Below are 19915 nucleotides of genomic sequence, written 5' to 3'. Positions count from 1 at the left end.
TCCAGGCGTAGACGATCGCGTCTTCCCCGCGCACGCGGGGGTGGTCCAGACGCGGCCAAGGGGAGGTAGCGGTGGGTAACGTCTTTCCCGCGCACGCGGGGGTGGTCCGACGTGGCTGCCGTCGGTGACGGTGCCGGTCTGGTCTTCCCCGCGCACGCGGGGGTGGTCCCGAGGTCACCGGCCAGGCGACGTTCATCCGACAGTCTTCCCCGCGCACGCGGGGGTGGTCCTGACTCTTATGTGTGGCGCGGGCGGGCAATCACGTCTTCCCCGCGCACGCGGGGGTGGTCCATGTGTCCATAGCGGCCACCCCGCCGAAACGGGGGTCTTCCCCGCGCACGCGGGGGTGGTCCTACAGCAGCCTTGACCACGTTCACACGGCCATTGTCTTCCCCGCGCACGCGGGGGTGGTCCTGCGCGTACGCGGCCCTGATGTCCGGAGAGCCCGTCTTCCCCGCGCACGCGGGGGTCCCTTGAGCACCATCATTTTGGCGCTGTTTGCCGTGTCTTCCCCGCGTGCGCAGGGGTGGTCCGCTCCTGGCGTCGGCGACGCCATCGGGCACGGACTGGAGGCCGTCGAGACGATGATCGGCTTGCGGTACGCGACGGCCGCGTACGCCACCGAGGGCCACCCACCGGCGACGATCCTGTCCCGGCTCAACATGCTGCTGTGCCGCACCGGCACCGTGACAACCGCCACCGCTGTCATCGCGACGTACCGCCCGGGCACGGGTCAGCTGCGCTGGGCGCGCGCCGGACATCCACCGCTGCTGCTGGCGGACGGCGACCGGGCGACGACGTGCCTGCCGAACCCCCAGGGGCCGCTGCTAGGGGTGTTCCCTGCAGCGTCGCTCGCACAGCAGTCGCACCAACTGCTCCCTGGGCACTCGGTGCTGCTCTACACCGACGGCCTGATCAAGCGAGGCCCTTTGGACGAGGGCATCGACCTGCTCTCCGACCGGATCGCCGGTGGGCAGCCGGCGGCCGTCCTCGGCCAGCTCGACTTCGACGCCGCCGGCGACGACGCATGCACACTCCTGGCACAGCGCATCGCATGATCGGCGGCCGCGGAGGGTGACATGCGTCACGGGGCCGCGATCTCACAAACCTCGGCTCGCCCACGTCTTGATGTTCGAACGGACGTCGCACGAACGATCCGCGCGGCGCAACTCCACGAGCAGGGGCCTGGACATGAACAAGCGCAGCACTGGCAAGACCGGTAGCGCAGCGGATTCCCGGCTAGGGGCCGTCACGCCGTTACGCGGCGTGCTCAACCGGGTCTTTCCCGACCACTGGTCGTTCCTGTTGGGCGAAATCGCGCTGTACTCATTCGTCGTGCTCGCTGTCACCGGCACGTTGCTGGCGCTCCTCTTCGATCCTTCGATGGAAGATGTGGTGTACGACGGGTCGTACACGCCGTTGCAGGGAACGCACATGTCCGCGGCCTACGCCTCCGCATTGGACATCTCGTTCGACGTCCGCGGCGGGCTGCTGATGCGTCAGATGCACCACTGGGCAGCGCTGCTGTTCATGGCGGCGATCGTCATATATCTGCTGCGGGTCTTCTTCACCGGCGCATTCCGAAAGCCGCGGAAGCTGAAGTGGACCATCGGCCTGCTGGTGTTCTGGACCGGCCTGGTCACCGGCTACACCGGCTACATGATGATGGACGACGGCATGTCAGGCACCGGCATGCAGATCCTGCAGGGCATCCTGCTGTCGATACCCGTGGCCGGCACCTGGCTGGCGTCGTCGATCTTCGGCGGCGAGTTTCCGGGCGACGTGATCATCGGTCGCATGTACCTGCTCCACGTGCTGCTGCTGCCCGGAATTCTGGCGGCGCTGATGCTCGTCCAAATAGGACTTCGGCTGCGGCAGAAGCCGATCCAGTGGCCGGATCCGCGCCGGAGGAAAACGGCCGTCGAGGGCGAGCGTATGTTCCCACGGTACGCGATGCAGCGGGCCGGGCTGCTCATGTTCGTCTTCGCGGTGATCGCGTTGCTCGGTGGCATGGTCCAGGTCAACCCGGTGTGGCTCTTCGGGCCGGCGCGGGCAGCGGACGTGTCGGCGTTGTCGCAGCCGGCCTGGTACGTCATGTTCCTCGACGGCGCGGTTCGGCTGATGCCGCCCTGGGAGCTCACGCTCCCGATCGGCGACGGGTATGCCGTCCCGCCGATCTTCTGGGCGGCGGTGGTGCTACCCGGCCTCCTCTTCGCAGTGCCCATGGCCTACCCGTTCATCGAGGCGCGGGTGCGTCGGGACAACCGGGAGCATCACCTGCTCGTTCGCCCGCGGGATGCTCCGACCCGCACCGCGCTGGGTGCCATGGCCGTCACCTTCTACCTCGTGCTGACCATCGCCGGCGCCGGCGATGTCATCGCCCTCACGTTCAACATCAGCACCAACGCGATGACCTGGGCCGGCCGGCTCGGGCTGCTACTCCTACCACCGCTGGCGTACTGGATCACCCACCGCATCTGTCTGGGGCTGCAGCAGCACGACCGGCAGGTGCTGGCACACGGCGTGGAGACCGGCATCATCCGGCGCCTGCCGCACGGTGGATTCACGGAGATCCACCAGCCGCTCGCGACCCCCGACCACAACGGCCACACCGACCTGCGGTACGCCGGTCGGGCGGTTCCGAAGAAGATGAACCAACTCGGCGCGCTCGCACCCGCCGTCAGAGGCTTCCTCAAGCCGATCGAAGGGCCCGCGGACCTCGGTCCGGGCGTCGAAGCCGATGAACCCCACCGCCAGCATCGCGATGCCGCGTAGGAGTCCGGGAGCCGACCCCGCTTCGGGATCGTACCCGCATGGGTTCAGGCGCCGGCTCAGCCGCCGAGCGCGTCGTACACGTTGACAACCGCTCAGTACACCCGGAAATCGAAGATGGTCGTGTACTGCTGCGTGCGCCCGGCCACGACCGTCAACGTGCCGGTCCAGCTGCCGGCGGACGGGACGTTGACGGTCGTGCTGGGGAACGTGATCGGGGTGGGTACGCCAGGCCGGATCTCGCCCGGAAGCCGATACGGGAAGCGGACCTCGAGCGCCCGCACCGGCCCGTCGGGCTGGCGCAGCTGGAGCTGAAGCGACTGGGCGAGCGGGGTGGCGTCGGTGCGCCCCGCAACGGTGATCCGGAAGCTCTGCGGACCGCGCCGCACCGGCGCGATGCCGATGGTCACGGCGAATGGGCCGATCGCGGTGCGGATCTGCTGTTGCGGGGCGTACGCCGCCTCGGCCGGTGTGATCGAGGAGAGCACACCGGACACGACCACGACGGCGACGCCGGCAGCGGCCTCCAGGCGGACCCGGCCGCGCAGCCGGGCGGTCTGCCCGGGAGCGGGCCGCGCGTCGGCGTCCAAGGACCCGGCCAGGGCGATCTCCCGGCGGATCCAGCGGTTGCCGGTGTACCCCAACGCCAGTGCCACGCAGACGAGGAGCACCTTCGCCACCAGCACGAACCCGTATGTCGTGCTGGTCAGGGCACCGGGAAAGCGGACCTCGACGACCGACTGGACCAGGCCGGAGGTCAGCAGAACGGCCACCGCCACGGCGGCGTACACCGACCATAGCGGCAGCCGCCGCAATCGCCTGCCGGCGATGCGCCGGCGCAACAGGAGCCAGCCGAGTGTGGCCAGTCCGCCGAGCCAGGCGGTCATGGCGGCGACGTGCAGCAGCGTCGACGCGAACTGCCACCACGGCCCGCCGCCGCCGTGGCCGTTGTGCACCACGCTGCCGAGCGTGGCGAGCGCGAGCAGGCCGCCGACCGTCCAGCGGATCCGCCGGGGCGCGAGCCGGTTCCACGGCGGCAGCACCAGGACCGCGGCGCCCACCAATGCGAGCCTGACCCAGACCGCCGTGGCGTACGAGGATTCGGCGAAACCGGCCAGGCCTGTCCAACTCGGCCCGCCGCGGGTGGCGGAGGATTGCCACTGGTACTGCACCACGACCTGCGCCACGGAACCGGCGGCGGCCACGGCCGCGCCGATGCGGGCCGCCCGCCACAGGATTTTCCGTTCACGTCGCTCGGCACCCAGGACGAGGGCCGCGGGGACTAGCCCCACGGCGGCGACCAGTCCGAGGTACACCAGCGCCTTGGTGGCGGCCACCGCGAGCTCCCACCCGGTGCTCGGCGCGCTGCCGGCCGTCGGTGCGGAGACCGCGGCCGCGGGTACGCCGTACCCGAACTGCATCGAGCCGCCGACCGGGTGTGTGTCCGCGGAGACCACCGACCAGCTGACGATGTACACGCCGTGCGGGAGGCCGGCGCGGACCGTGATGATGAGGGTGCGGCGGCCGGGCTCCAACCGGGCCTGCCCGGTATCGACGCGTCCGCCGTCCTCGCCGATCACGCTCGCGGCGTCGGGCGCCGGCGGCAGCGTCACCGGCTCGTCGAACGTGACCCGTACGGCGGACGGAGCCGTCTGCAGTTGCGATCCGTTGGCGGGGTCGGTGGACACCGCGTACGCGTGGGCCTCGGCCGGCGCGGCCCACAGGAGCACGGCGAGCAACGGTGTCGCCAGGGCCACGAGCGCCGCCCCGCCACGGGTCACCGGCGGCCTCGGGCGAGGGCGACGCCCGACGCCCCGGCGAGCAACGCGAGCACGATCCCGGTGACGCCCAGCCCGATGCCCCACCCGTCCCGTCCGGCCGACGAGACCGCGGTGGCGGGCGGCGGCGCGGCGACGACGATGCTGGGGGCCGGATGTTCGGGCTCCGCGCCGCCCTCGGCCTGTTGCACCCAGTCGACGTCCGTGCCGTCGGAGTAGTGCTGGATCGCCGGCAAGTACACGGTGCCGCTGTCCGGCAACGGGCCCACGGCGAGCGCGAACGTGCCGAACTGGCCGGGGCCGATGCCGCCATCGGTCGCGGTCCACTCCACCTTCGTGATCGCCGACGTGATGGTGGTGCCGTCGTCGTCCGTCAGCGGCTTCGGCAACGGCGACCGGTACGTCTTGACCGTCCATCCGGCAACGGCCTGGGTCAGCACCGACGTGAACGGGGTGTCCGTGGGCAGCTGCACCGTGAGGCCGGTCGTGCTGGCGGTGTCGGACTCGGTCGGTACCTTGAACGTCAGGGTCGCCCAGGAGCCGGGCTGCGTCGACGAGGAGGACACCGTGACGTGGGCGCCGGCCGGCGAGGCGAGGCCGAGCGCCAGGACGAGGACGGCGGACACGATGAACGCGAACCTGTACATCGATCATTCCCTTGTAGGCGGTCAGTGGGCGGGCACGAGTTCGTCCGGCGGTGTCGTCGCCTCCTCGTCCAGCAGGCCGAGGACCCGTTCCCGGAGCGCGACGAACGCACCGGCGGACTGGTCCCGTGGACGGTCGAAGCCGACGTCGATCACCTGCCGGACCCGGGCCGGGCGCGGCGAGAAGACGAACACCCTGTCGGCGAGGGCCAGCGCCTCACTGACGTCGTGGGTGATCAGCACGGCGGTGAATCCGCGGCTTCGCCACAGCCGCTGCAGCTCGTTCTGCAACACACGGCGGGTGAGCGCGTCGAGCCTGCCGAGCGGCTCGTCCAGCAGCAGCACCGACGGATCGTTGACCAGTGCGCGGGCGAGCGCGGCCCGTTGCGCCATGCCGCCGGACAGCTGCGACGGCCAGGCGTCGGCGAACTCGGTAAGTCCGACCAGTTCGAGCGACTCGTCGACCCGGTGCCGGGACTCCCGGGCGGCCAGGCCGCGCGCTTGCGGACCTATCGACACATTGCCGCGCACGGTGCGCCACGGCAGCAGCGTCGGGTCCTGGAAGACCAGCGCCCGGCTCGGATCGGGGCCGCTGACGCGGCGGCCGCCGACGTTGACGGTGCCGAACAGAGGCTTGTCGAGACCGGCCAGCAACCGGATGAGGGTGGATTTGCCGCTGCCGCTCGGGCCGATCAGGGCGACGAACTCGCCCGGCTCGACCGAGAGCGAGACGTCGTCGAGCACCGGCAGGTCCCGGCCACCGCTGCGGAACGCCTGGGTCACGTGGACGATGTCGATCGCGGAACCCGCACCCGAACTCACCATCGGGTCAGCTCCTTTTCCCAGCGCAACACCCAGTTGCGGGCACGGAACAGCAGGGTGAGCAGAATTCCGCAGACGACCACGAGCACGACGATGCCGGCATACACCGCGGGAAAGTCGCCCCAGCCCTTCTTCCAGTTGAGGTACCAGCCCAGGCCGGAGTTGACGCCGAAGTTCTCCGCGACCGTGAGGCTCACGAACGACACGCCGAGAGCCATGAACGCGCCGGTGAAGATGCTCGGCAGCGCCGCCGGGAGGCTGATCCGCAGCACCAGGAACCAGCCGCGCGCCCCCAACGTCTGCGCGACGTCGAAGTACGAGCGTGGGACGCTCAGGATCCCGGCCCGGGTCAACACCGTGATCGGGAACCACACGCTCAGCGCGATCAGGAACACCGCGCCGGAGTACGCCGTCGGGAAGAGCACGAAGATGATCGGCACCCAGGCCAGCGACGGCACCGGGCCCAGGAACACCAGGATCGGATGCACCCAGTAGTTGGCCACCTGGAACCACCCGATCACCACGCCGGTGAGCAGGCCGGCGACCAGCCCGACGACGAAGCCGGAGGCGAGCAGCAGCAGCGAGTTGCCGAGGCTCTCGGACAGGATCACCCGGTCGTCCCACAACCGGTCGATGATCTGCTGGGGAGCGGCGAAGTAGGGTGGCGCGAGCACGACCGTCTTGGCCGTCGAGATCTCCCAGAACAGCACCCAGATGCCTGAGCCGAACAGCCAGGCGGCGCCGTGCGACACCCGGTCGACGGCCCAGGCGCCCGTGCGCCCGCGCGCAGCGGTCAGGGCCCAGATCACCACCCACACCGCCGCCACGACGAGGCCCGCGATGACGGTGAAGGTCGTGGTCGCCTGAATCGACTGGGTGTCGCGCATCGGCAGTTTGTCGCTGTTGGGCACCGCCGATGCGACGACGGAGAAGACGACCCAGGCGAGGATGCCAGCGCCGATGAGGATCGGGTTGACCCGCGCCGGGTTGGCGACCTTCTCCAGTGCGGCATGGATACGGACCGCACCCTGAACGGTCGCCTCGGCCTTGAGCGAGGCCGGCGCGGCAGTGGTGGTGTCAGCGGCCACGGTCGTCTCAGAAGTTCAGGCCGAGGTCGACGAACGCCTTGTCGGCCAGCGCCTGGACGTCCACCTCGGCCGGCAGGAAGCCCGTCTTGACGTACTTCGCGATGCCCGGCTGCAGGGACTCGCGGAGGTTCTTCGGCGACGGGTCGAACGTGAGGGTCCTGAGCACCTGCAGGATCTCGTCGGGTGTGCCCGCGACGTAGTGTTTGCTCGACTCGATCTCGGCGGTCTCCTCGAGGTTTGCGCCCGCCCACCGGGAGCCCTGGGCCCAGGCGGACACGAGCTTGCCGGCGGTGACCGGGTCCTGGCTCACGAACTCGTTGTTGAGCACGACCGCGCAGCAGGGCTGGTTGGCGTTGGCGCTGATGTTCCGGTTGTTCGAGATCTCCTTGGCCCAGCCTTCCTGGACGCCTTGGATGATCGGAAGGTAGCCGCCGGCCGTCGCGATGGCGTCCACCCTGCCGTCCTTCAGCGCCTGGGGCAGCAGTGGCTGCTCGATGACGACCCACTCGACCTGTTTGGCGGCCGGGCTGGAGTTGATGCCGGCGTCGAGCAGGTCGAGGGAGAAGAAGTTGGTCGCGGAGCCCTGCAGGCTGCTGACGCCGATCTTCTTGCCCTTGAGTGAGGCGACCGTGGGCACCGTGCCGTCGTTGCGGACGTAGAGGTCGAGGCAGCCGTGGTGCAGACCGCCGCTGAGCTTGACAGGGGTGCCGTTGTAGATCGGGCCGAGGTAGTTGAAGAAGATGCCGTTGGAGGCGACGTACTTGCCCGAACCGACGGCCGCGGTGGTGTCCTCGTCAGTGCCGGCCTTCTTCAGCACGACGTTGAGACCCGCCTGCTGGAAGAAGCCCTTCTCGTAGGCGACCACCAGCGGTGCTTCGCAGACGCCGCTGGGAGTGGTGATGGCGAGCTCGCGGTCGGCCCACGACTTGGTCACGGTCAGCCCGTCGGCCGAGCTGGCGTCCTTGTCACGGCTGCGCACGAATGCCCAACCGGCGAGACCACCCGCGATCAGCACACCGGCGCCGACACCGGCGGCGGTGAGCAGGCGCCGGCGGGAGACGCCTTGCGGTGCGTCGAGGTCGACGTTGGCCTCGACGAGAGCGTCACCTGCCGGAGCGTGGTCCGGCTCCGGCGACCCGTTTTCCTGTGGTTTCTGCAGAGGGCTGTCCGACATCGTGGATCACCTTCTATGCGCGCTGGACCGCTCGTGGTCGCACGGGCCGCGTGGCGGCCCGGAACATCTGGACCGTATCGCGCCACGCGTTCAAATACAACTATTCCCATCTGTTAGCTATGATTAATCATGGACATGTGTAACCGCATCACCTCATGATGAGTGGGCACAGCCGGCCCTGGGAGGTCACCAGCGCGATGGAACATGTTTACGAGTCGGCCCTCGACGCGGTCGGCCACACGCCCCTGATCCGGCTCAGCCGGGTCACCGACGGCATCAGCGCGCCGGTGTACCTCAAGGCGGAGTTCCTCAACCCCGGCGGCAGCGTCAAGGACCGAGCGGCGCGGCACATGGTGCGGGCGGCCGAGCACGACGGAACGCTGCGGCCGGGCGGCGTCATCGTCGAGGGCACGTCGGGCAACACCGGCATCGGACTCGCGATCGTCGCCGCGCAGCGCGGCTACCGGGCGATCGTCGTGGTGCCGGACAAGACGAGCACCGACAAGCTCGCCGCGCTGCGCGCCTACGGCGCCGAGGTGGTCGTCACCGCCTCCGGCGTGTCGCGGAACGACCCCGCGCACGTCAGCCAGCTCGCGCGGCGCATCGCCGAGGAAACGCCCGGCGCATGGTTCGCCAACCAGTACGACAACCCGGCGAATCCCCAGGCGCATGTGGACACCACGGGTCCGGAGATCTGGGCGCAAACCGATGGCCGCGTCACCCATTACATCGCCGGCATCGGCACCGGCGGCACCGTCTCCGGCACGGGCGCCCATCTCAAGCGCGTCAGCGACGGCCGGGTCCGCGTGATCGGTGCCGACCCCGAAAGCTCGACCTACGGCGGGGGTGACGGGAGCCCCTACTACGTCGAGAGCATCGGCCACTACCTCCACCCGGACACGGCCGACGATGTCTGGCCGCTGTCCTACCACAGCGAAGTGCTCGACGCGATCGAGCGGATCAGCGACCGCGAGGCGATCGCGGCGACCCGGGCTCTCGCCCGCCGGGAAGGTCTGCTGGTCGGCGCGTCCGGCGGCGCGGCCGTGGCCGCCGCGTTGCGGGTGGCCCGCGGTCTCGGCCCCGACGATCTTGTCGTGGTAGTTGCGCCCGACTCAGGCCGCAACTACCTCTCCAAATACTTCGACGACGACTGGCTGTTGCGCAACGGGTTCCTCGACGGTGACCGGACCCGGCCGGTGCTCGGCGACCTCGTGGCCGACGCGCCGCCGCCGGCCGCCGTGCCGGTCACGGCGACCGTGGCTCAGGCACAGGAGGTGTTCGGCCGCACCGGCGCCGAGGTAGCGCTCGTCGTCGTCAACCGATCCTCGGTGTCGCCGTCCTGGGCGGCCGGCGACGTCGTTGGCGCGTTGTTCCGCGACTCGCTGAAAGGCGACCTCGTGGAACCCCTGGTCGCCCCTGCCCTGCCGACGGCCGGTATCGGCGAGCCGCTCGACGCCGCTCTCGCCCGTGTCGTCGGCGACTGGTTCGCGGTCCTCCACGACGGCCGGGTTCGCGCGGTCCTGCCCCGGCCCGTCCGATGAGCCAGTCCCAGGCGGGCACGTCGCGTCGGCGTTCACCTCCTGCCAGGACTTGACGACACGATCGAAAACTTCCCTTTTCGGAGCCGCCTTCGCCCACGGCCGCTTGGCCTTCAAGCTCACCGACCAGCAGCACCGCCACTGACCGTCCCGCACTGATCAGGGGCACCCGGGCGTCCGCCGGCCTACCCGAGGGAAGGCCGGCCGGGCGCGGACCGGTTTCGTTTGCCGATGCATCACGACCAGTTCGAAATGTAGTGCTCGGCGATCTCGTCGCTGGTGGTCAGCCAGATGTCGGGTTGCGCCGCGAGGTACGCCAACGCCTGGTCCAGGTACTTGGCCCGGAACGGCTGTCCGGTGACGAACGGATGCAGAGCCAGCGCCATAACCCGGCCGCTGTGTTCGGCGTCGGCGTGCAGCTGCTCGTACTGATCCTTGACGATCTGAACGAATTCCGGTCCGGTGGTGCCCTTGCCGAACAGCAGGAGGTCGTTGAGTTCGACGGAGTACGGAACGCTGATCATGCCGGGCACGTTCAGCCGGTAGGGCTGGTCGTCGTTGGTCCAGTCCAGCAGGTAGCTCAGGCCGAGCTCGGCGAGCAGGGTTGGGGTGTTGAACGTCTCGGTCAGCCCCGGCCCCATCCAGCCGCGCGGCGGCCGACCGGTGGCGGTGGCGATGGTGTCGACGATGCCGGTGAGGAAGCGGCGCTCCTCGTCGAGGGACATCCCGGCCTGCAGGATCGAATTGGTTCGCCCGTGCGCGAGCCAGGCCCAGTTCCGGCTCAGGCCAGCCTTGATGATCTGAGGGTAGTGGTCGGCGACCGCGGAGTTCAGCAGGACACTTGCCCGGATGCCGTGCCGGTCCAGGCTGTCGATCGTGCGCCAGATCCCGACCCGGACGCCGTAGTCGCGCCAGCCGTAGTTGAGCGCGTCCGGCACCAGGTCCGCCGTTCCGGGCCAGATGCTGGTGGATGGGCGGTCGAGCAGGAAGTGCTCGACATTCAGCCCGACATAGGCGGCAACTCGGGCGCCGCCGGGCCAGCGGATCGCCGGCCGTTCGGTGATGGGGCTGTAGTCGAAAAGCGTGTTTTCCACGGTGTCGGGCAGGTTGGTGTTCGCCATGCCCGGACGGTATAAGTTGACATTGATGTCAGGTTCAAGCCCGGGAAGTGTGATGCGGATCGGTGAGTTGGCACGGCGCACCGGGGTGAGCGAGCGGTCGTTGCGCTACTACGAGCAGCAGGGGTTACTGGTGGCCGACCGCACGTCCGGCGGCCATCGGGACTATCCCGAGCAGGCGGTCGACCGGGTCATCCGGATTCAGGAGTTGTTCGCCGCAGGGCTGCACAGCAGGAAGATCGCGCGGTTGCTTCCGTGCATGCGGGACGCCGACGGTGGCCCCTCGGAGATCGCCACCCCGCAGCTGGCCGCCGACCTGGCCGCCGAACGGGACCGCATCGACCGGATGATCACCGAGCTGACCAACTCCCGCGACGTCCTTGACGAGGTGATCAACGTAGCATCGCGTCGCCGCCCGTAGCCCGGCTTCATGGACTCTCCCCGGTGAGGAGTACGGCCTGAGCGATCCCATCGTGACCACCGACGACCGCGCCTTCCGGCTGCTGATCGCTCCGCTGACCGTGTGCCCACTGGACCAGGTCACATGATCCAGCACGCGGTGTTCGACCTGGATGAGACGCTCTGCGATTTTGCCGATGCCCGGCGGCGCGGCCTGGAGCATGCGTTCGCGCTTCTGGAGCCCGAGCAACGAGCCGAGGCGATCGATCGGCGGAACAGCTTGGAGCCACGCCTGTAGTCGACCACATAGTCACCGAAATGAACCGGCGCTTCATGACGGAGGTCAACGACCGCATCACGCCGATGAATGGCGCGATCGAGTGTCTGCGTTCTCTCGCGCAGCAAGGAATCCGCTGTCATGTCTTCACCAACGGGCCGCTCGACGGCCAGCTCCGCAAGCTCGCCGTAACCGGACTCGGCGCGATGCTCGACCACGTTTTCGTCAGCGAGGAGTTGGGGGTCGCCAAGCCTGAACCGGAGGCGTTCCGCGCCGTGCTCGAGCGCCTGGCAGCCGATCCGCACGATGTGGTGATGATCGGTGACTCGATGGAGATGGATATCCTTCCCGGCCGCTCGGCCGGCATGCACACTCTGCTCTACGCGCCATCGTCGTCTACGGACGACGGTCCGGCGGTACGTACGCTTGCGGAGGTGCCAGATGCGATCGCTGCGCTTCAGTAACATCAAGGGACCGCACCTGTACCTCCCATGGAACCTGCTCACGCCTTAACGGCAGACCACGCCCGACTGGCTTGACGTCTGCCGACGGCACGCGGCAACGGCAGACCTGGTCACGGTCTCCAGCTACACCGGTCCGTCCGTCGCAACTCCCGCGCAGCTCGTGCGGACCCTTGCGCCGGCCCCGGGCTGCCGGACTGCTCACCGAGGAGCATGTCCCGCCGCACGCGCTCGGCGGTCGCGGCCTGCTGCTGACCTGCGCCGGGTGCAACAACACGGCCGGGACCGCCCTGGACGCCCACGCCGTGCGCCGCCGGCACCTTGAAGACTTCACCGCCCGCCGGGCTACCGGCCACACCCTGCCGGTCACCGTCCACGCGGGCGGCGTCCCGCTGCGCGGCACTATCCAATGGACTGACGACGGCAGCCTGCAAATCTTCGGCGTGCCCAAACAGAACCACCCCGACCAGCAGGCGGCGCACCTGTGCACCCTCGACCAGTACGTTGACCAGGCCGACCCGAACCCGGATGTCACCTTCACCGTCAAGGTGGCTCAATACGACGCCAACCGGGACCAGCTCTCCTGGGTCCGCGCAGCCTATCTCGCGACGTTCGCCGCGCTGGGCTGGCACTACATCTTCCGGCCGGTCATGGACCCCTATCGCGCACAGTACCGCGAGCCCGGCGCCGCCACCACGCCCTGGCCAGCGCAGGCTCGGCGTCCTGACACGGCCGTGCCCCATCGACGGATAGGTGGCGGCTGGCCGTATCCGACGACGCAAGATTTTGGTCACCGGCCAGCGATCGGGTCTGTCCTCAGCGCGCGAACAGCGAACCCACACGTGGCCGTCGCATGATCGGATTAGGCTGTCTGGGCCGGGAGGGCCTTGACCCAGAACACGACCCGTCGTCGCAGCACCCTCACGAGCGTGTTCAACGCGACACCAATCACGCTGAGCAGGATGAGCAGGGCGAACACGCCCGCCGTGTCCATCCGCGCCTGCGCTACGAGAATCTGCACCCCGAGCCCTTGCTGCGCGCCCACGAACTCGCCGACGACCGCGCCGACCATCGCACCCGACACAGCCAGTTCCAGCCCGCTGAAGATGCTCGGCAGAGCGGTCGGCAGGGACAGGCGCCACAGCCGCTGTAGTTTGGAAGCGCCCGCAACCCTGAACAGGTCGATTCGGTCAGTATCAACCTCTCGCAGCCCGTGCACCGTGTTCACGAGCACCGGGAAGAACACGAGTAACACGACGACGACAAGCTTCGAACCAAGACCGAAGCCGAACCAGATCACGAACAACGGCGCCAGCGCGACCTTGGGAATCGCTTCCACGGCGACGATGTACGGGAAGATGGCGCGGTACAGGACCGGGAGCTCGGCCAGTAGCAGGGCGAGACCAAGCCCGACGGCAACCCCGATCACCAGGCCAATACCCACCGCACTCATTGTCGCCGCAATGCCCTGACCGTAATTTGGCCACGCCGACGGATCCGTGAGTGCCGATACGACGTCTGCGAGCGGTGGAATGACATAGTGCGGTACCGCGCTCATCGACGGGAGCGCGACCCAGGCGCCAATGATCGCGACGAGCACGATGATCGGGCCGAGTCCTCCTCGCCACCTCCGGTTCCGGCTCCCGGCTGGTCGCCTCGCGCTGCGGCTGGAATCGATGGGGGCGTTCGTGGTCGCGGTCATGCCCTCACCTCGAAGTGAGCTCGCAGATGTGCTGCTGTGTCGTTGAAGGCCGGCATGCCAAGCACGTCGAGCGTTCGCGTGGACCCGATGGGCACGTCGACGTCGTCGACAACCCGCCCCGGACGGTGGCTCATCACCAGCACCCGCTCCGAGAGGAAGACCGCCTCTGGGATCGAATGCGTGATGAGGATGATTGTCTTGCCGGTCTCGCGCCAGATTCGATTGAGCTCGACGTTCAGGTTGTCCCGCGTCATCGCGTCGAGCGCGCCGAACGGCTCATCCAGCAGGAGAAGCTCGGGCTCCGTGATCAGCGCCCGGCAGATCGCCGCACGTTGCTGCATGCCACCTGACAGCTGATTCGGGTAACGGGTCTCGAAATCCTCGAGACCGACCATCTCCAGCAGCGTTCGCGCACGCGCTCGGTCCGCATTCGTGACTCGCCTCGTCACCTGGATCGGCAGCAGGACGTTCTGCAGGATGGAACGCCATGGGAGGAGAATCGGTCTCTGGAACACCATCCCGACGCGAGCTCCGTCTTTCCGGTCGTCGCCGCCCGCGATGCTGACCCTGCCGTTCGTGGCATGTTCCAGGCCCGCGAGGACCCGAAGGAGCGTCGTCTTTCCGCACCCGCTCGGACCGAGTATCGAGACGAACTGTCCCGGCTCGACAGACAGGTTGACGTCTCGAAGGGCGGTGACGCCGGTCCCGCCGGAAAGCTGGAACTCCACGCCCAAGTCGCGTACGACAACTGCTGCGCTCACGGGATTTCCACCCCGTACACATCGGTCAGATTGCGATGCAGCACGCGCTCCGTCAGCCAGTGCGCCTGCCGTGTCGACCACCAGCCGTTGGCGACGCCGGCGGTGAGGACCGTGTCGAGGGCCGCTCGCGCGCGTTGCGCACTCGTCACGTGATGCTCGGGGTTCCCGGTATCCGTCCCGAAAAGGACCTTGTTCGCAGGGAGGTAGGTGAGCCAGTCCTCCAGTGCTCGCTCAGCACGTCGCCCGTGCAGATGCGGGAGCAGCGATGTATCGAGGTAGACGTTCCCATGCGTGTACGCCAGCGCCGTCAGATAGTCGGTGAACGGGAATCCACCATGGATGAGGATCACCTTGAGCTGATTCAATCGCGGGGTGTCGAGCAGTTGTTGCAGATGGAGCGGATTGGCATCGTCCACACGGATCCCCGGCTCGGCATGCCCGACGCCGGTGTGTACCTGCACCGGCAGGTTCAGCTGCACCGCCTCTTCCGCGATGGCGAAGACCACGTGGTCCGCGACCGCGTTCACGAGGCCCGGATCAGGCGTTTCGAGCGCGCCGAGCCGCGTGTACGCCTCGGCCGCATCCGCGCGACTTACGTCCTCGAAGCGAAGCGAGCGGACATATGCAGATGCGATCTTGAGCCCGACGACGCCGCCCGCAACGCGCTGCCGAAGGGATGCTCGAACGAAGTCGAGATAGTCGTCGAGCGTCTGCGGACGGTTCGAGACTCCCATCAGTTCGTACTGACGCTCAAGGACGAAGCCGAAGATCCGGCGGAACCGGGGTGTGTCCGACCCGCGCCGATCCCACGACGGATGTCCGAACGGATACAGGTAGGGGTCGATCCGTGCGATCTGGCGGTACTTCTCGGCCGGCCACACTGTCGTGTCAATCTCGGGCACATCCGTCAGTACGGCAGGGGTGCCTGCGAGGACAAGGGCCCGTTCGTACTGAGCCTGCGGCGCTTCGACCCGGCCGGCCAGACTCGCGTGGATCTGCGCCTCACGCCCGATGTCGCCGAAGAGCTGGGCAGCGCCGTCGAACAGCGTCACCGTGTGCATGGAGGTCTCGCGAAAGCGCAGGCCCTCCTCGAACAAGGAGTCGATGGGCCATTGCCCGCGGAGTTCGGCCAGTTGCTCCGTATCGCGATGGCGCTCGGCTTCGACGTAGCGGAGGTAGACATCGCTGGGCAGGTTCGCCTCGACATGCGAGAGAACCATCTCCCGTTCGACGCCGTCCATGCCTTCGACGGTCGCGCCCGGCCGCAGGTACCCCGCGTGCGAGTGGTGGTCGATTGCGGGAATGCCATCCGTGTAACGTGGCGGGCCGATCTCACGGGCCGCGGTGGTCTCGGTGTGCCGGATCATGTCAGTCCTTTTTGTCGGACCAGTTGCGTGCATCGCTGATCACGACGTCCTGGTCGAAATCGTTGTACGCGTCCACGAAGCGGTTCGTGAAGATGGCTGTGGTGTCGGCGATCTTGTTGGTGATCATGCCGTGCTCGTGGGCGAAGCTCGCCCACGTCGCGACGTTCGCGGGGACATACTCGCCGTATCGGCCGTCACCCGGCTTGAGGATCCGAAGTCGAGCCGTCAGGGCGACGAGGTCGACCTTCAGCTGATCCTCGATGCTCACGCCGGCGCCCCTGGTGGTCGGGTAGAGGTGGTACAACATGCGCAGCGCCGCCTCCGGGTTCGTCGACGTGAAGAGCGTCGCCTTCGCGATTGCGCGACCGAAACGTTCGATGGCCTGAGGCTTCTTTTTGAGGTACTCGCTCGTGACGAAGTACGTCGTCGAGAACAGCGCCTGCTGTTCCGGAATCGTGAAGTATCGCAGCTTGGTGCCCGCGGCCTCGAATGCCGCGTACTCGGTGTCCCACAACGACAGGGCGTCGACCTTGCCAGAGGTGAGGGCCTGCAGCGCGGCCGCCCCGGTTCCGACCCCGAGGTGGCCGAAATCGCGGGGGAACGTCAAGCCGACGGTGTTGAGTACCGCGTCGCTCATCGTCAGGTTCGCCGAGGCGACGCTGCTTCCACCGATGACTGCCCCTCTGAAGTCCTCGAGCGACCGGATCGGGCTTGAGTCGAGCACAGCGAGGCTCGATGTCGGGCCTCGGAGGTAGTTGTAGACCATGACCAGGTCGGAGCTCGGACCGCCCTTCGCGAGGGTCTGCAGGAGCGCATCGGGTGTGAAGCTCCCGATGTCGGTCCGGCCTGTCGCCGTCGCTTGAATCCCCGCCTCGCCTGTGACCGTGATCTTGACGTCGAGGCCCTCGGCCTTGAAGTACCCCATCGCTTCCGCGACCGCCAATGGGGCGTTGTTGGCGCCCATGTTGGTCGATACGCCGAAGCTGACCTGGTCGAGCCGCGTATCGCCCTCGCCGCCGCAGGCTGACGCTCCGAGCAGCACGACGCTCGCCAGAATGGCGCTCGTCGCGAGCCTTCTTGACTGCTGCATGTTCATGACAGGACTTCCTGTGATCCGTGGATGAGTCGTCGACGACTCAGGTCTCGGTGGCATCGCCGCCGCGATGGCGCGTTGCCGTGCCCGCCGGCGGATTGCTGACCCACAGCGCCTCCGCCGTGCGTTCGCTCGCGTTGCGCACGGCATGGGGAACGGAAGACCGAAACTCGATGCTGTCCCCGGCCGCCATCAAATGCGTGACGCCTGCAAGTGTGAATTCGAGCTCGCCGTCGAGAATGAGAAGAATTTCGTGGACATCGCCGTGCGTATACCGGTCGTCGCCAACGGTCGCGCCCGGCTCGTACTCGACGACCCCGATCTCGACATCGGAGCCGGGCGTGCGTGTAATCGCGTAGTGCCGTTGCCCCGTAGCGGGCACCATCAGCGGTCGATCCGCTTTCCTGACGAGCTGCCCCATCTCCGCCGGCGCCTGATAGAAGTCGATCCACTCGATGCCGAACTCTGCCGCGAGGCGGCGTAGGACGGGCACGCTCGGCTCGACGAGAGAGCGTTCGATCTTGCTGAGGTACCCCACGCTCAGACCGACTGCCTCCCCCAGGTCGCGAAGCGAGAGCCGCCGGGCGGTGCGCAGCCGCCGAAGCATGTCTCCCATCGCCTGGGGAGAACTCTGACCATCCGCTGCTGACGCGCTCATGAAACTGACTATGCATGAGAGGAAACAAACATGCAACCTGCAGGCAACAACATTTTCCTGGGCGGTTGATTTGGGCGGTATAACCCGTTTTGTGGCTTTGGCGGTCGCCGGTGAATTCCCGGACCAATATCCCGTTTTGGCCGTATTCGGCAGGACGACTCCCAACGGCGGCGGCGCGTGTCGGCCGCTGGAGCGGCCTCGCTTACCTGCTGGCGCGTGGCACCAGGTCGAGAAGCGTCCGCGCCGGTGGTGACAGCGACACGCCCGTGGCGAGGTGCACCTGCCACGCCGGCGTATCGTCAGGCAGTTCACGCGTCACCAGACCGATCGCTTGCGGCTTGTCGGCGATGTGCGACGGAACGACGGCCGCCGCAAGGCCGCGCTGGACCAGGTCGAGCAACGCGTGAACGTCATTTACGACGAACCGCACCTGACGGTCGACCCCACCTTGCTCAAACATCCGGTCGTTCTGAGTGCGCATCGCCCACGATTCCTGCAGGTCGACGAACGGGTACGACGCGAGTTCCTTCCAGGAGCCGATCACCTCGCCTGGCGGTGCCATCGGCTCAGAGGCCAGGAACACCCTGCGGCGCGCGCCGAGCACCGTCCGTTTGACGCCCTCGATGTCATCAGGGTGCGACACCAGCGCCAGATCCAGGCGGCCCGCGCGCAGCATCGCGATGAGGTCATGCGTGCCTTGCTGGAAGAACTCGATGGTGACGCCGGGATGCGCATGAGACATCTGCTCCACCAACGGCGCGACCTCCACGACTCCGAGGCACTGCTCCGTGCCCACCCGCAACAGCCCCTCGACGCGCTCAGACGCCCGAGCCACGGCGTACTGCGCCGCCGACTGGGCCGCGAGCACCGCACGCGCATGCGGGACGAGCGCCTCACCCGCGCTCGTGAGGCGCACCTTGCGCGTGCTGCGGTCGAACAGACGTGCGCCAAGTGAGCGCTCCAGCGCTCGGATCCCGGCGGACAACCCGGACTGCGAGATGCCACACGCATGCGCGGCGCTCGTGAACTGCTGTTCTTCCACGACAGTCAGGAAGTAGGTGAGTTGCCGCGCATCCATTGTGCAGTTCCCTTTCTGACAGTTATCGGTTTTAGATGTTGGATTTCTGATTGCCGTTCACCATATCTTGTGCATTGTTCGTACATCACATGCAACAAGGAACACAGAGCAAGGAACGATGGTGAAGTACATCCCTCTCGGCACCGCCAACGTCAGCAACATCATTCTCGGCAACATGCGAATTTCCGACCTCGACGACGAGGCGATCCGCTCGCTCGTCCGAGCGGCCCGAGACGCCGGCGTCACCGCCTTCGACCACGCCGACATCTACGGCCGCAGCCTCCACGAGTGCGAGACGCGCTTCGCCGAAGCTCTCGAGCTCAGCTCCTCGGAACGCGAGCACCTGTTCATCCAGACCAAGTGCGGGATCGTCAAAGACCCCCCGTACTACGACTCGTCCTACGAGCACATCATCTCCTCGGTCGAAGCCTCGCTCCGCGCCCTCCGTACGGACTACATCGACCTGCTTCTGCTGCACCGTCCGGACGCCCTCGTGGAGCCGACAGAGGTGGCACGCGCATTCGACCAGCTGCGGGCATCCGGCAAAGTCCGGCAGTTCGGCGTGTCCAACCACACCGCCAGTCAGATCGAGGTGCTGAAGTCAGCGGTCGAGCAGCCGCTCGTCGCGAACCAGTTGCAGCTCTCCGCCGCACACGCACCGCTGCTCGCCCAGGGGCTGAGCGCCAACATCAAGATCGACCAGGCGAACGTCGTGGACGGAGGCGGCCTGCTCGACTACTGCCGCGCCAACGACATCACCGTGCAGGCATGGTCGCCGTTCCAGGGCAACGGACACCTGATCTTCGACGCCGCCGGCTTCCCTGACCTCAGCCGCGAGCTCGAACTGCTCGCTGCGAAGTACGACGTCGAGCCCATCGCCGTCGCGACCGCATGGATCACACGCCTCCCGCAGCCCACGATGGTCGTCATCGGAAGCACCAACCCCGCCCGCGTCGCGGATGCGGCCAAGGGGTCAGAGCTCCCGCTCACCAGGCGCGAGTGGTACAGCCTGTACCGGGCAGCCGGGCACATTCTTCCCTGACACACCGACCAAGCAGCCCGGGCCGTTCTCCGCCGCGGCACCCCCGTCGCGGATCTGGTGCAGGATGACCACGGCGCTGCCGCGGTAGCCGCGGTATGGCTCACAGGCCGAACGGAGTCCTGTCGCCAGCAATGGTGCCATGC

Annotated in this window: 20 protein-coding genes and 1 CRISPR repeat array (1 of these 21 only partly in view); of the genes, 8 read left to right on the top strand and 12 right to left on the bottom strand. The window is 67.8% G+C overall.

The features are described 5' to 3' along the window. Positions 1-533: direct repeats of the CRISPR family, unit length 28 nt; unit sequence GTCTTCCCCGCGCACGCGGGGGTGGTCC; it reaches 1140 nt to the left of the window's first position. A 60-nt stretch (positions 534-593) separates the two neighbouring features. Together Dfulv_RS21465 and qcrB are read left to right on the top strand one after the other, a co-directional pair. Continuing rightward, positions 594-1058, top strand: a complete 465-nt coding sequence (locus tag Dfulv_RS21465) for a PP2C family protein-serine/threonine phosphatase (RefSeq protein ID WP_259866066.1) — start codon at positions 594-596, stop codon at positions 1056-1058. Between the two features lie 133 nt (positions 1059-1191). Then, positions 1192-2775, top strand: a complete 1584-nt coding sequence (gene qcrB, locus Dfulv_RS21460; protein WP_259866064.1) for a cytochrome bc1 complex cytochrome b subunit — start codon at positions 1192-1194, stop codon at positions 2773-2775. Positions 2776-2867: 92 nt separating this feature from the next. Here the strand turns inward: qcrB and Dfulv_RS21455 are convergent, their stop codons facing one another. The 5 genes from Dfulv_RS21455 to Dfulv_RS21435 are packed head-to-tail and all read right to left on the bottom strand — an operon-like array spanning position 2868 to position 8278. Then, a complete protein-coding gene (locus Dfulv_RS21455; protein ID WP_259866061.1) occupies positions 2868-4553 on the bottom strand; it encodes a copper resistance CopC/CopD family protein in 1686 nt (561 codons plus the stop codon). Next, on the bottom strand, positions 4550-5197 hold the full coding sequence (locus Dfulv_RS21450) for a YcnI family copper-binding membrane protein (RefSeq protein ID WP_259866060.1): 648 nt from the start codon (positions 5195-5197) through the stop codon (positions 4550-4552). Before Dfulv_RS21450 ends, Dfulv_RS21455 begins: the two co-directional genes overlap by 4 nt. A gap of 21 nt (positions 5198-5218) precedes the next feature. Continuing rightward, positions 5219-6019 (bottom strand): ABC transporter ATP-binding protein, encoded by an 801-nt coding sequence (locus Dfulv_RS21445; protein WP_259866058.1) that lies wholly within the window; start codon positions 6017-6019, stop codon positions 5219-5221. After that, the gene (locus Dfulv_RS21440; protein WP_259866056.1) at positions 6013-7104 is read right to left on the bottom strand and encodes an ABC transporter permease; all 1092 of its coding nucleotides are present in this window, start codon (positions 7102-7104) and stop codon (positions 6013-6015) included. Before Dfulv_RS21440 ends, Dfulv_RS21445 begins: the two co-directional genes overlap by 7 nt. 7 nt (positions 7105-7111) lie before the next feature. Beyond that, positions 7112-8278 carry an ABC transporter substrate-binding protein gene (locus Dfulv_RS21435; RefSeq protein ID WP_259866054.1) on the bottom strand — a complete coding sequence of 389 codons (1167 nt, stop codon included), beginning with the start codon at positions 8276-8278 and terminating at the stop codon, positions 7112-7114. A gap of 197 nt (positions 8279-8475) precedes the next feature. Between Dfulv_RS21435 and Dfulv_RS21430 the strand changes: the two genes are divergently transcribed. After that, complete coding sequence (locus Dfulv_RS21430; RefSeq protein ID WP_259866052.1) at positions 8476-9819, top strand: PLP-dependent cysteine synthase family protein; 1344 nt, start codon at positions 8476-8478, stop codon at positions 9817-9819. Between the two features lie 233 nt (positions 9820-10052). Here Dfulv_RS21430 and Dfulv_RS21425 read toward each other — a convergent pair whose 3' ends face one another. Next, positions 10053-11018: a polysaccharide deacetylase family protein gene (locus Dfulv_RS21425; RefSeq protein WP_259866050.1), complete on the bottom strand. Its 966-nt coding sequence runs from the start codon at positions 11016-11018 to the stop codon at positions 10053-10055. On the opposite strand from Dfulv_RS21425, the gene Dfulv_RS21420 reads away from it, so the two are divergent. The 4 genes from Dfulv_RS21420 (at position 10990) to Dfulv_RS21405 (ending at position 12928) form a co-directional block, all read left to right on the top strand. Beyond that, positions 10990-11355: a MerR family transcriptional regulator gene (locus tag Dfulv_RS21420; protein ID WP_259866047.1), complete on the top strand. Its 366-nt coding sequence runs from the start codon at positions 10990-10992 to the stop codon at positions 11353-11355. The genes Dfulv_RS21425 and Dfulv_RS21420 overlap by 29 nt on opposite strands. Before the next feature lie 123 nt (positions 11356-11478). Next, positions 11479-11631 (top strand): hypothetical protein, encoded by a 153-nt coding sequence (locus Dfulv_RS21415; protein WP_259866045.1) that lies wholly within the window; start codon positions 11479-11481, stop codon positions 11629-11631. A gap of 20 nt (positions 11632-11651) precedes the next feature. Further along, on the top strand, positions 11652-12074 hold the full coding sequence (locus Dfulv_RS21410) for an HAD family hydrolase (RefSeq protein WP_259866042.1): 423 nt from the start codon (positions 11652-11654) through the stop codon (positions 12072-12074). Positions 12075-12376: 302 nt separating this feature from the next. Then, entirely contained in the window at positions 12377-12928 is a 552-nt protein-coding gene (locus Dfulv_RS21405) for a hypothetical protein (RefSeq protein ID WP_259866039.1), read from the top strand. Between the two features lie 5 nt (positions 12929-12933). Here the strand turns inward: Dfulv_RS21405 and Dfulv_RS21400 are convergent, their stop codons facing one another. From Dfulv_RS21400 to Dfulv_RS21375, 6 genes are all read right to left on the bottom strand, one after another. After that, positions 12934-13773 carry an ABC transporter permease gene (locus Dfulv_RS21400; RefSeq protein WP_259866036.1) on the bottom strand — a complete coding sequence of 280 codons (840 nt, stop codon included), beginning with the start codon at positions 13771-13773 and terminating at the stop codon, positions 12934-12936. Further along, positions 13770-14501: an ABC transporter ATP-binding protein gene (locus Dfulv_RS21395; protein ID WP_259867824.1), complete on the bottom strand. Its 732-nt coding sequence runs from the start codon at positions 14499-14501 to the stop codon at positions 13770-13772. The genes Dfulv_RS21400 and Dfulv_RS21395 overlap by 4 nt, the downstream gene beginning before the upstream one ends. A gap of 29 nt (positions 14502-14530) precedes the next feature. After that, on the bottom strand, positions 14531-15901 hold the full coding sequence (locus Dfulv_RS21390) for an amidohydrolase family protein (RefSeq protein ID WP_259866034.1): 1371 nt from the start codon (positions 15899-15901) through the stop codon (positions 14531-14533). 1 nt (position 15902) lies between these two features. Then, on the bottom strand, positions 15903-16997 hold the full coding sequence (locus Dfulv_RS21385) for an ABC transporter substrate-binding protein (protein ID WP_259866032.1): 1095 nt from the start codon (positions 16995-16997) through the stop codon (positions 15903-15905). A 40-nt stretch (positions 16998-17037) separates the two neighbouring features. Further along, the gene (locus Dfulv_RS21380; protein WP_259866030.1) at positions 17038-17652 is read right to left on the bottom strand and encodes a cupin domain-containing protein; all 615 of its coding nucleotides are present in this window, start codon (positions 17650-17652) and stop codon (positions 17038-17040) included. Between the two features lie 202 nt (positions 17653-17854). After that, complete coding sequence (locus tag Dfulv_RS21375; RefSeq protein WP_259866028.1) at positions 17855-18730, bottom strand: LysR family transcriptional regulator; 876 nt, start codon at positions 18728-18730, stop codon at positions 17855-17857. Between the two features lie 121 nt (positions 18731-18851). On the opposite strand from Dfulv_RS21375, the gene Dfulv_RS21370 reads away from it, so the two are divergent. Then, on the top strand, positions 18852-19772 hold the full coding sequence (locus tag Dfulv_RS21370) for an aldo/keto reductase (protein ID WP_259866026.1): 921 nt from the start codon (positions 18852-18854) through the stop codon (positions 19770-19772). Positions 19773-19915: the final 143 nt, after the last annotated feature.

Source organism: Dactylosporangium fulvum, from assembly GCF_025137375.1.
GTDB classification, from domain to species: domain Bacteria; phylum Actinomycetota; class Actinomycetes; order Mycobacteriales; family Micromonosporaceae; genus Dactylosporangium; species Dactylosporangium fulvum.
This window is presented reverse-complemented; position numbering and strand designations above follow the sequence as displayed.

Coding starts and splice junctions, on each gene's coding strand:
- qcrB (WP_259866064.1), top strand. CDS start 1,192: ATGAACAAGCGCAGCACTGGCAAGACCGGTAGCGCAGCGGATTCCCGG.
- Dfulv_RS21450 (WP_259866060.1), bottom strand. CDS start 5,197: ATGTACAGGTTCGCGTTCATCGTGTCCGCCGTCCTCGTCCTGGCGCTC.
- Dfulv_RS21445 (WP_259866058.1), bottom strand. CDS start 6,019: ATGGTGAGTTCGGGTGCGGGTTCCGCGATCGACATCGTCCACGTGACC.
- Dfulv_RS21435 (WP_259866054.1), bottom strand. CDS start 8,278: ATGTCGGACAGCCCTCTGCAGAAACCACAGGAAAACGGGTCGCCGGAG.
- Dfulv_RS21430 (WP_259866052.1), top strand. CDS start 8,476: ATGGAACATGTTTACGAGTCGGCCCTCGACGCGGTCGGCCACACGCCC.
- Dfulv_RS21420 (WP_259866047.1), top strand. CDS start 10,990: ATGCGGATCGGTGAGTTGGCACGGCGCACCGGGGTGAGCGAGCGGTCG.
- Dfulv_RS21415 (WP_259866045.1), top strand. CDS start 11,479: ATGATCCAGCACGCGGTGTTCGACCTGGATGAGACGCTCTGCGATTTT.
- Dfulv_RS21410 (WP_259866042.1), top strand. CDS start 11,652: ATGAACCGGCGCTTCATGACGGAGGTCAACGACCGCATCACGCCGATG.
- Dfulv_RS21400 (WP_259866036.1), bottom strand. CDS start 13,773: ATGACCGCGACCACGAACGCCCCCATCGATTCCAGCCGCAGCGCGAGG.
- Dfulv_RS21390 (WP_259866034.1), bottom strand. CDS start 15,901: ATGATCCGGCACACCGAGACCACCGCGGCCCGTGAGATCGGCCCGCCA.
- Dfulv_RS21385 (WP_259866032.1), bottom strand. CDS start 16,997: ATGAACATGCAGCAGTCAAGAAGGCTCGCGACGAGCGCCATTCTGGCG.
- Dfulv_RS21380 (WP_259866030.1), bottom strand. CDS start 17,652: ATGAGCGCGTCAGCAGCGGATGGTCAGAGTTCTCCCCAGGCGATGGGA.
- Dfulv_RS21375 (WP_259866028.1), bottom strand. CDS start 18,730: ATGGATGCGCGGCAACTCACCTACTTCCTGACTGTCGTGGAAGAACAG.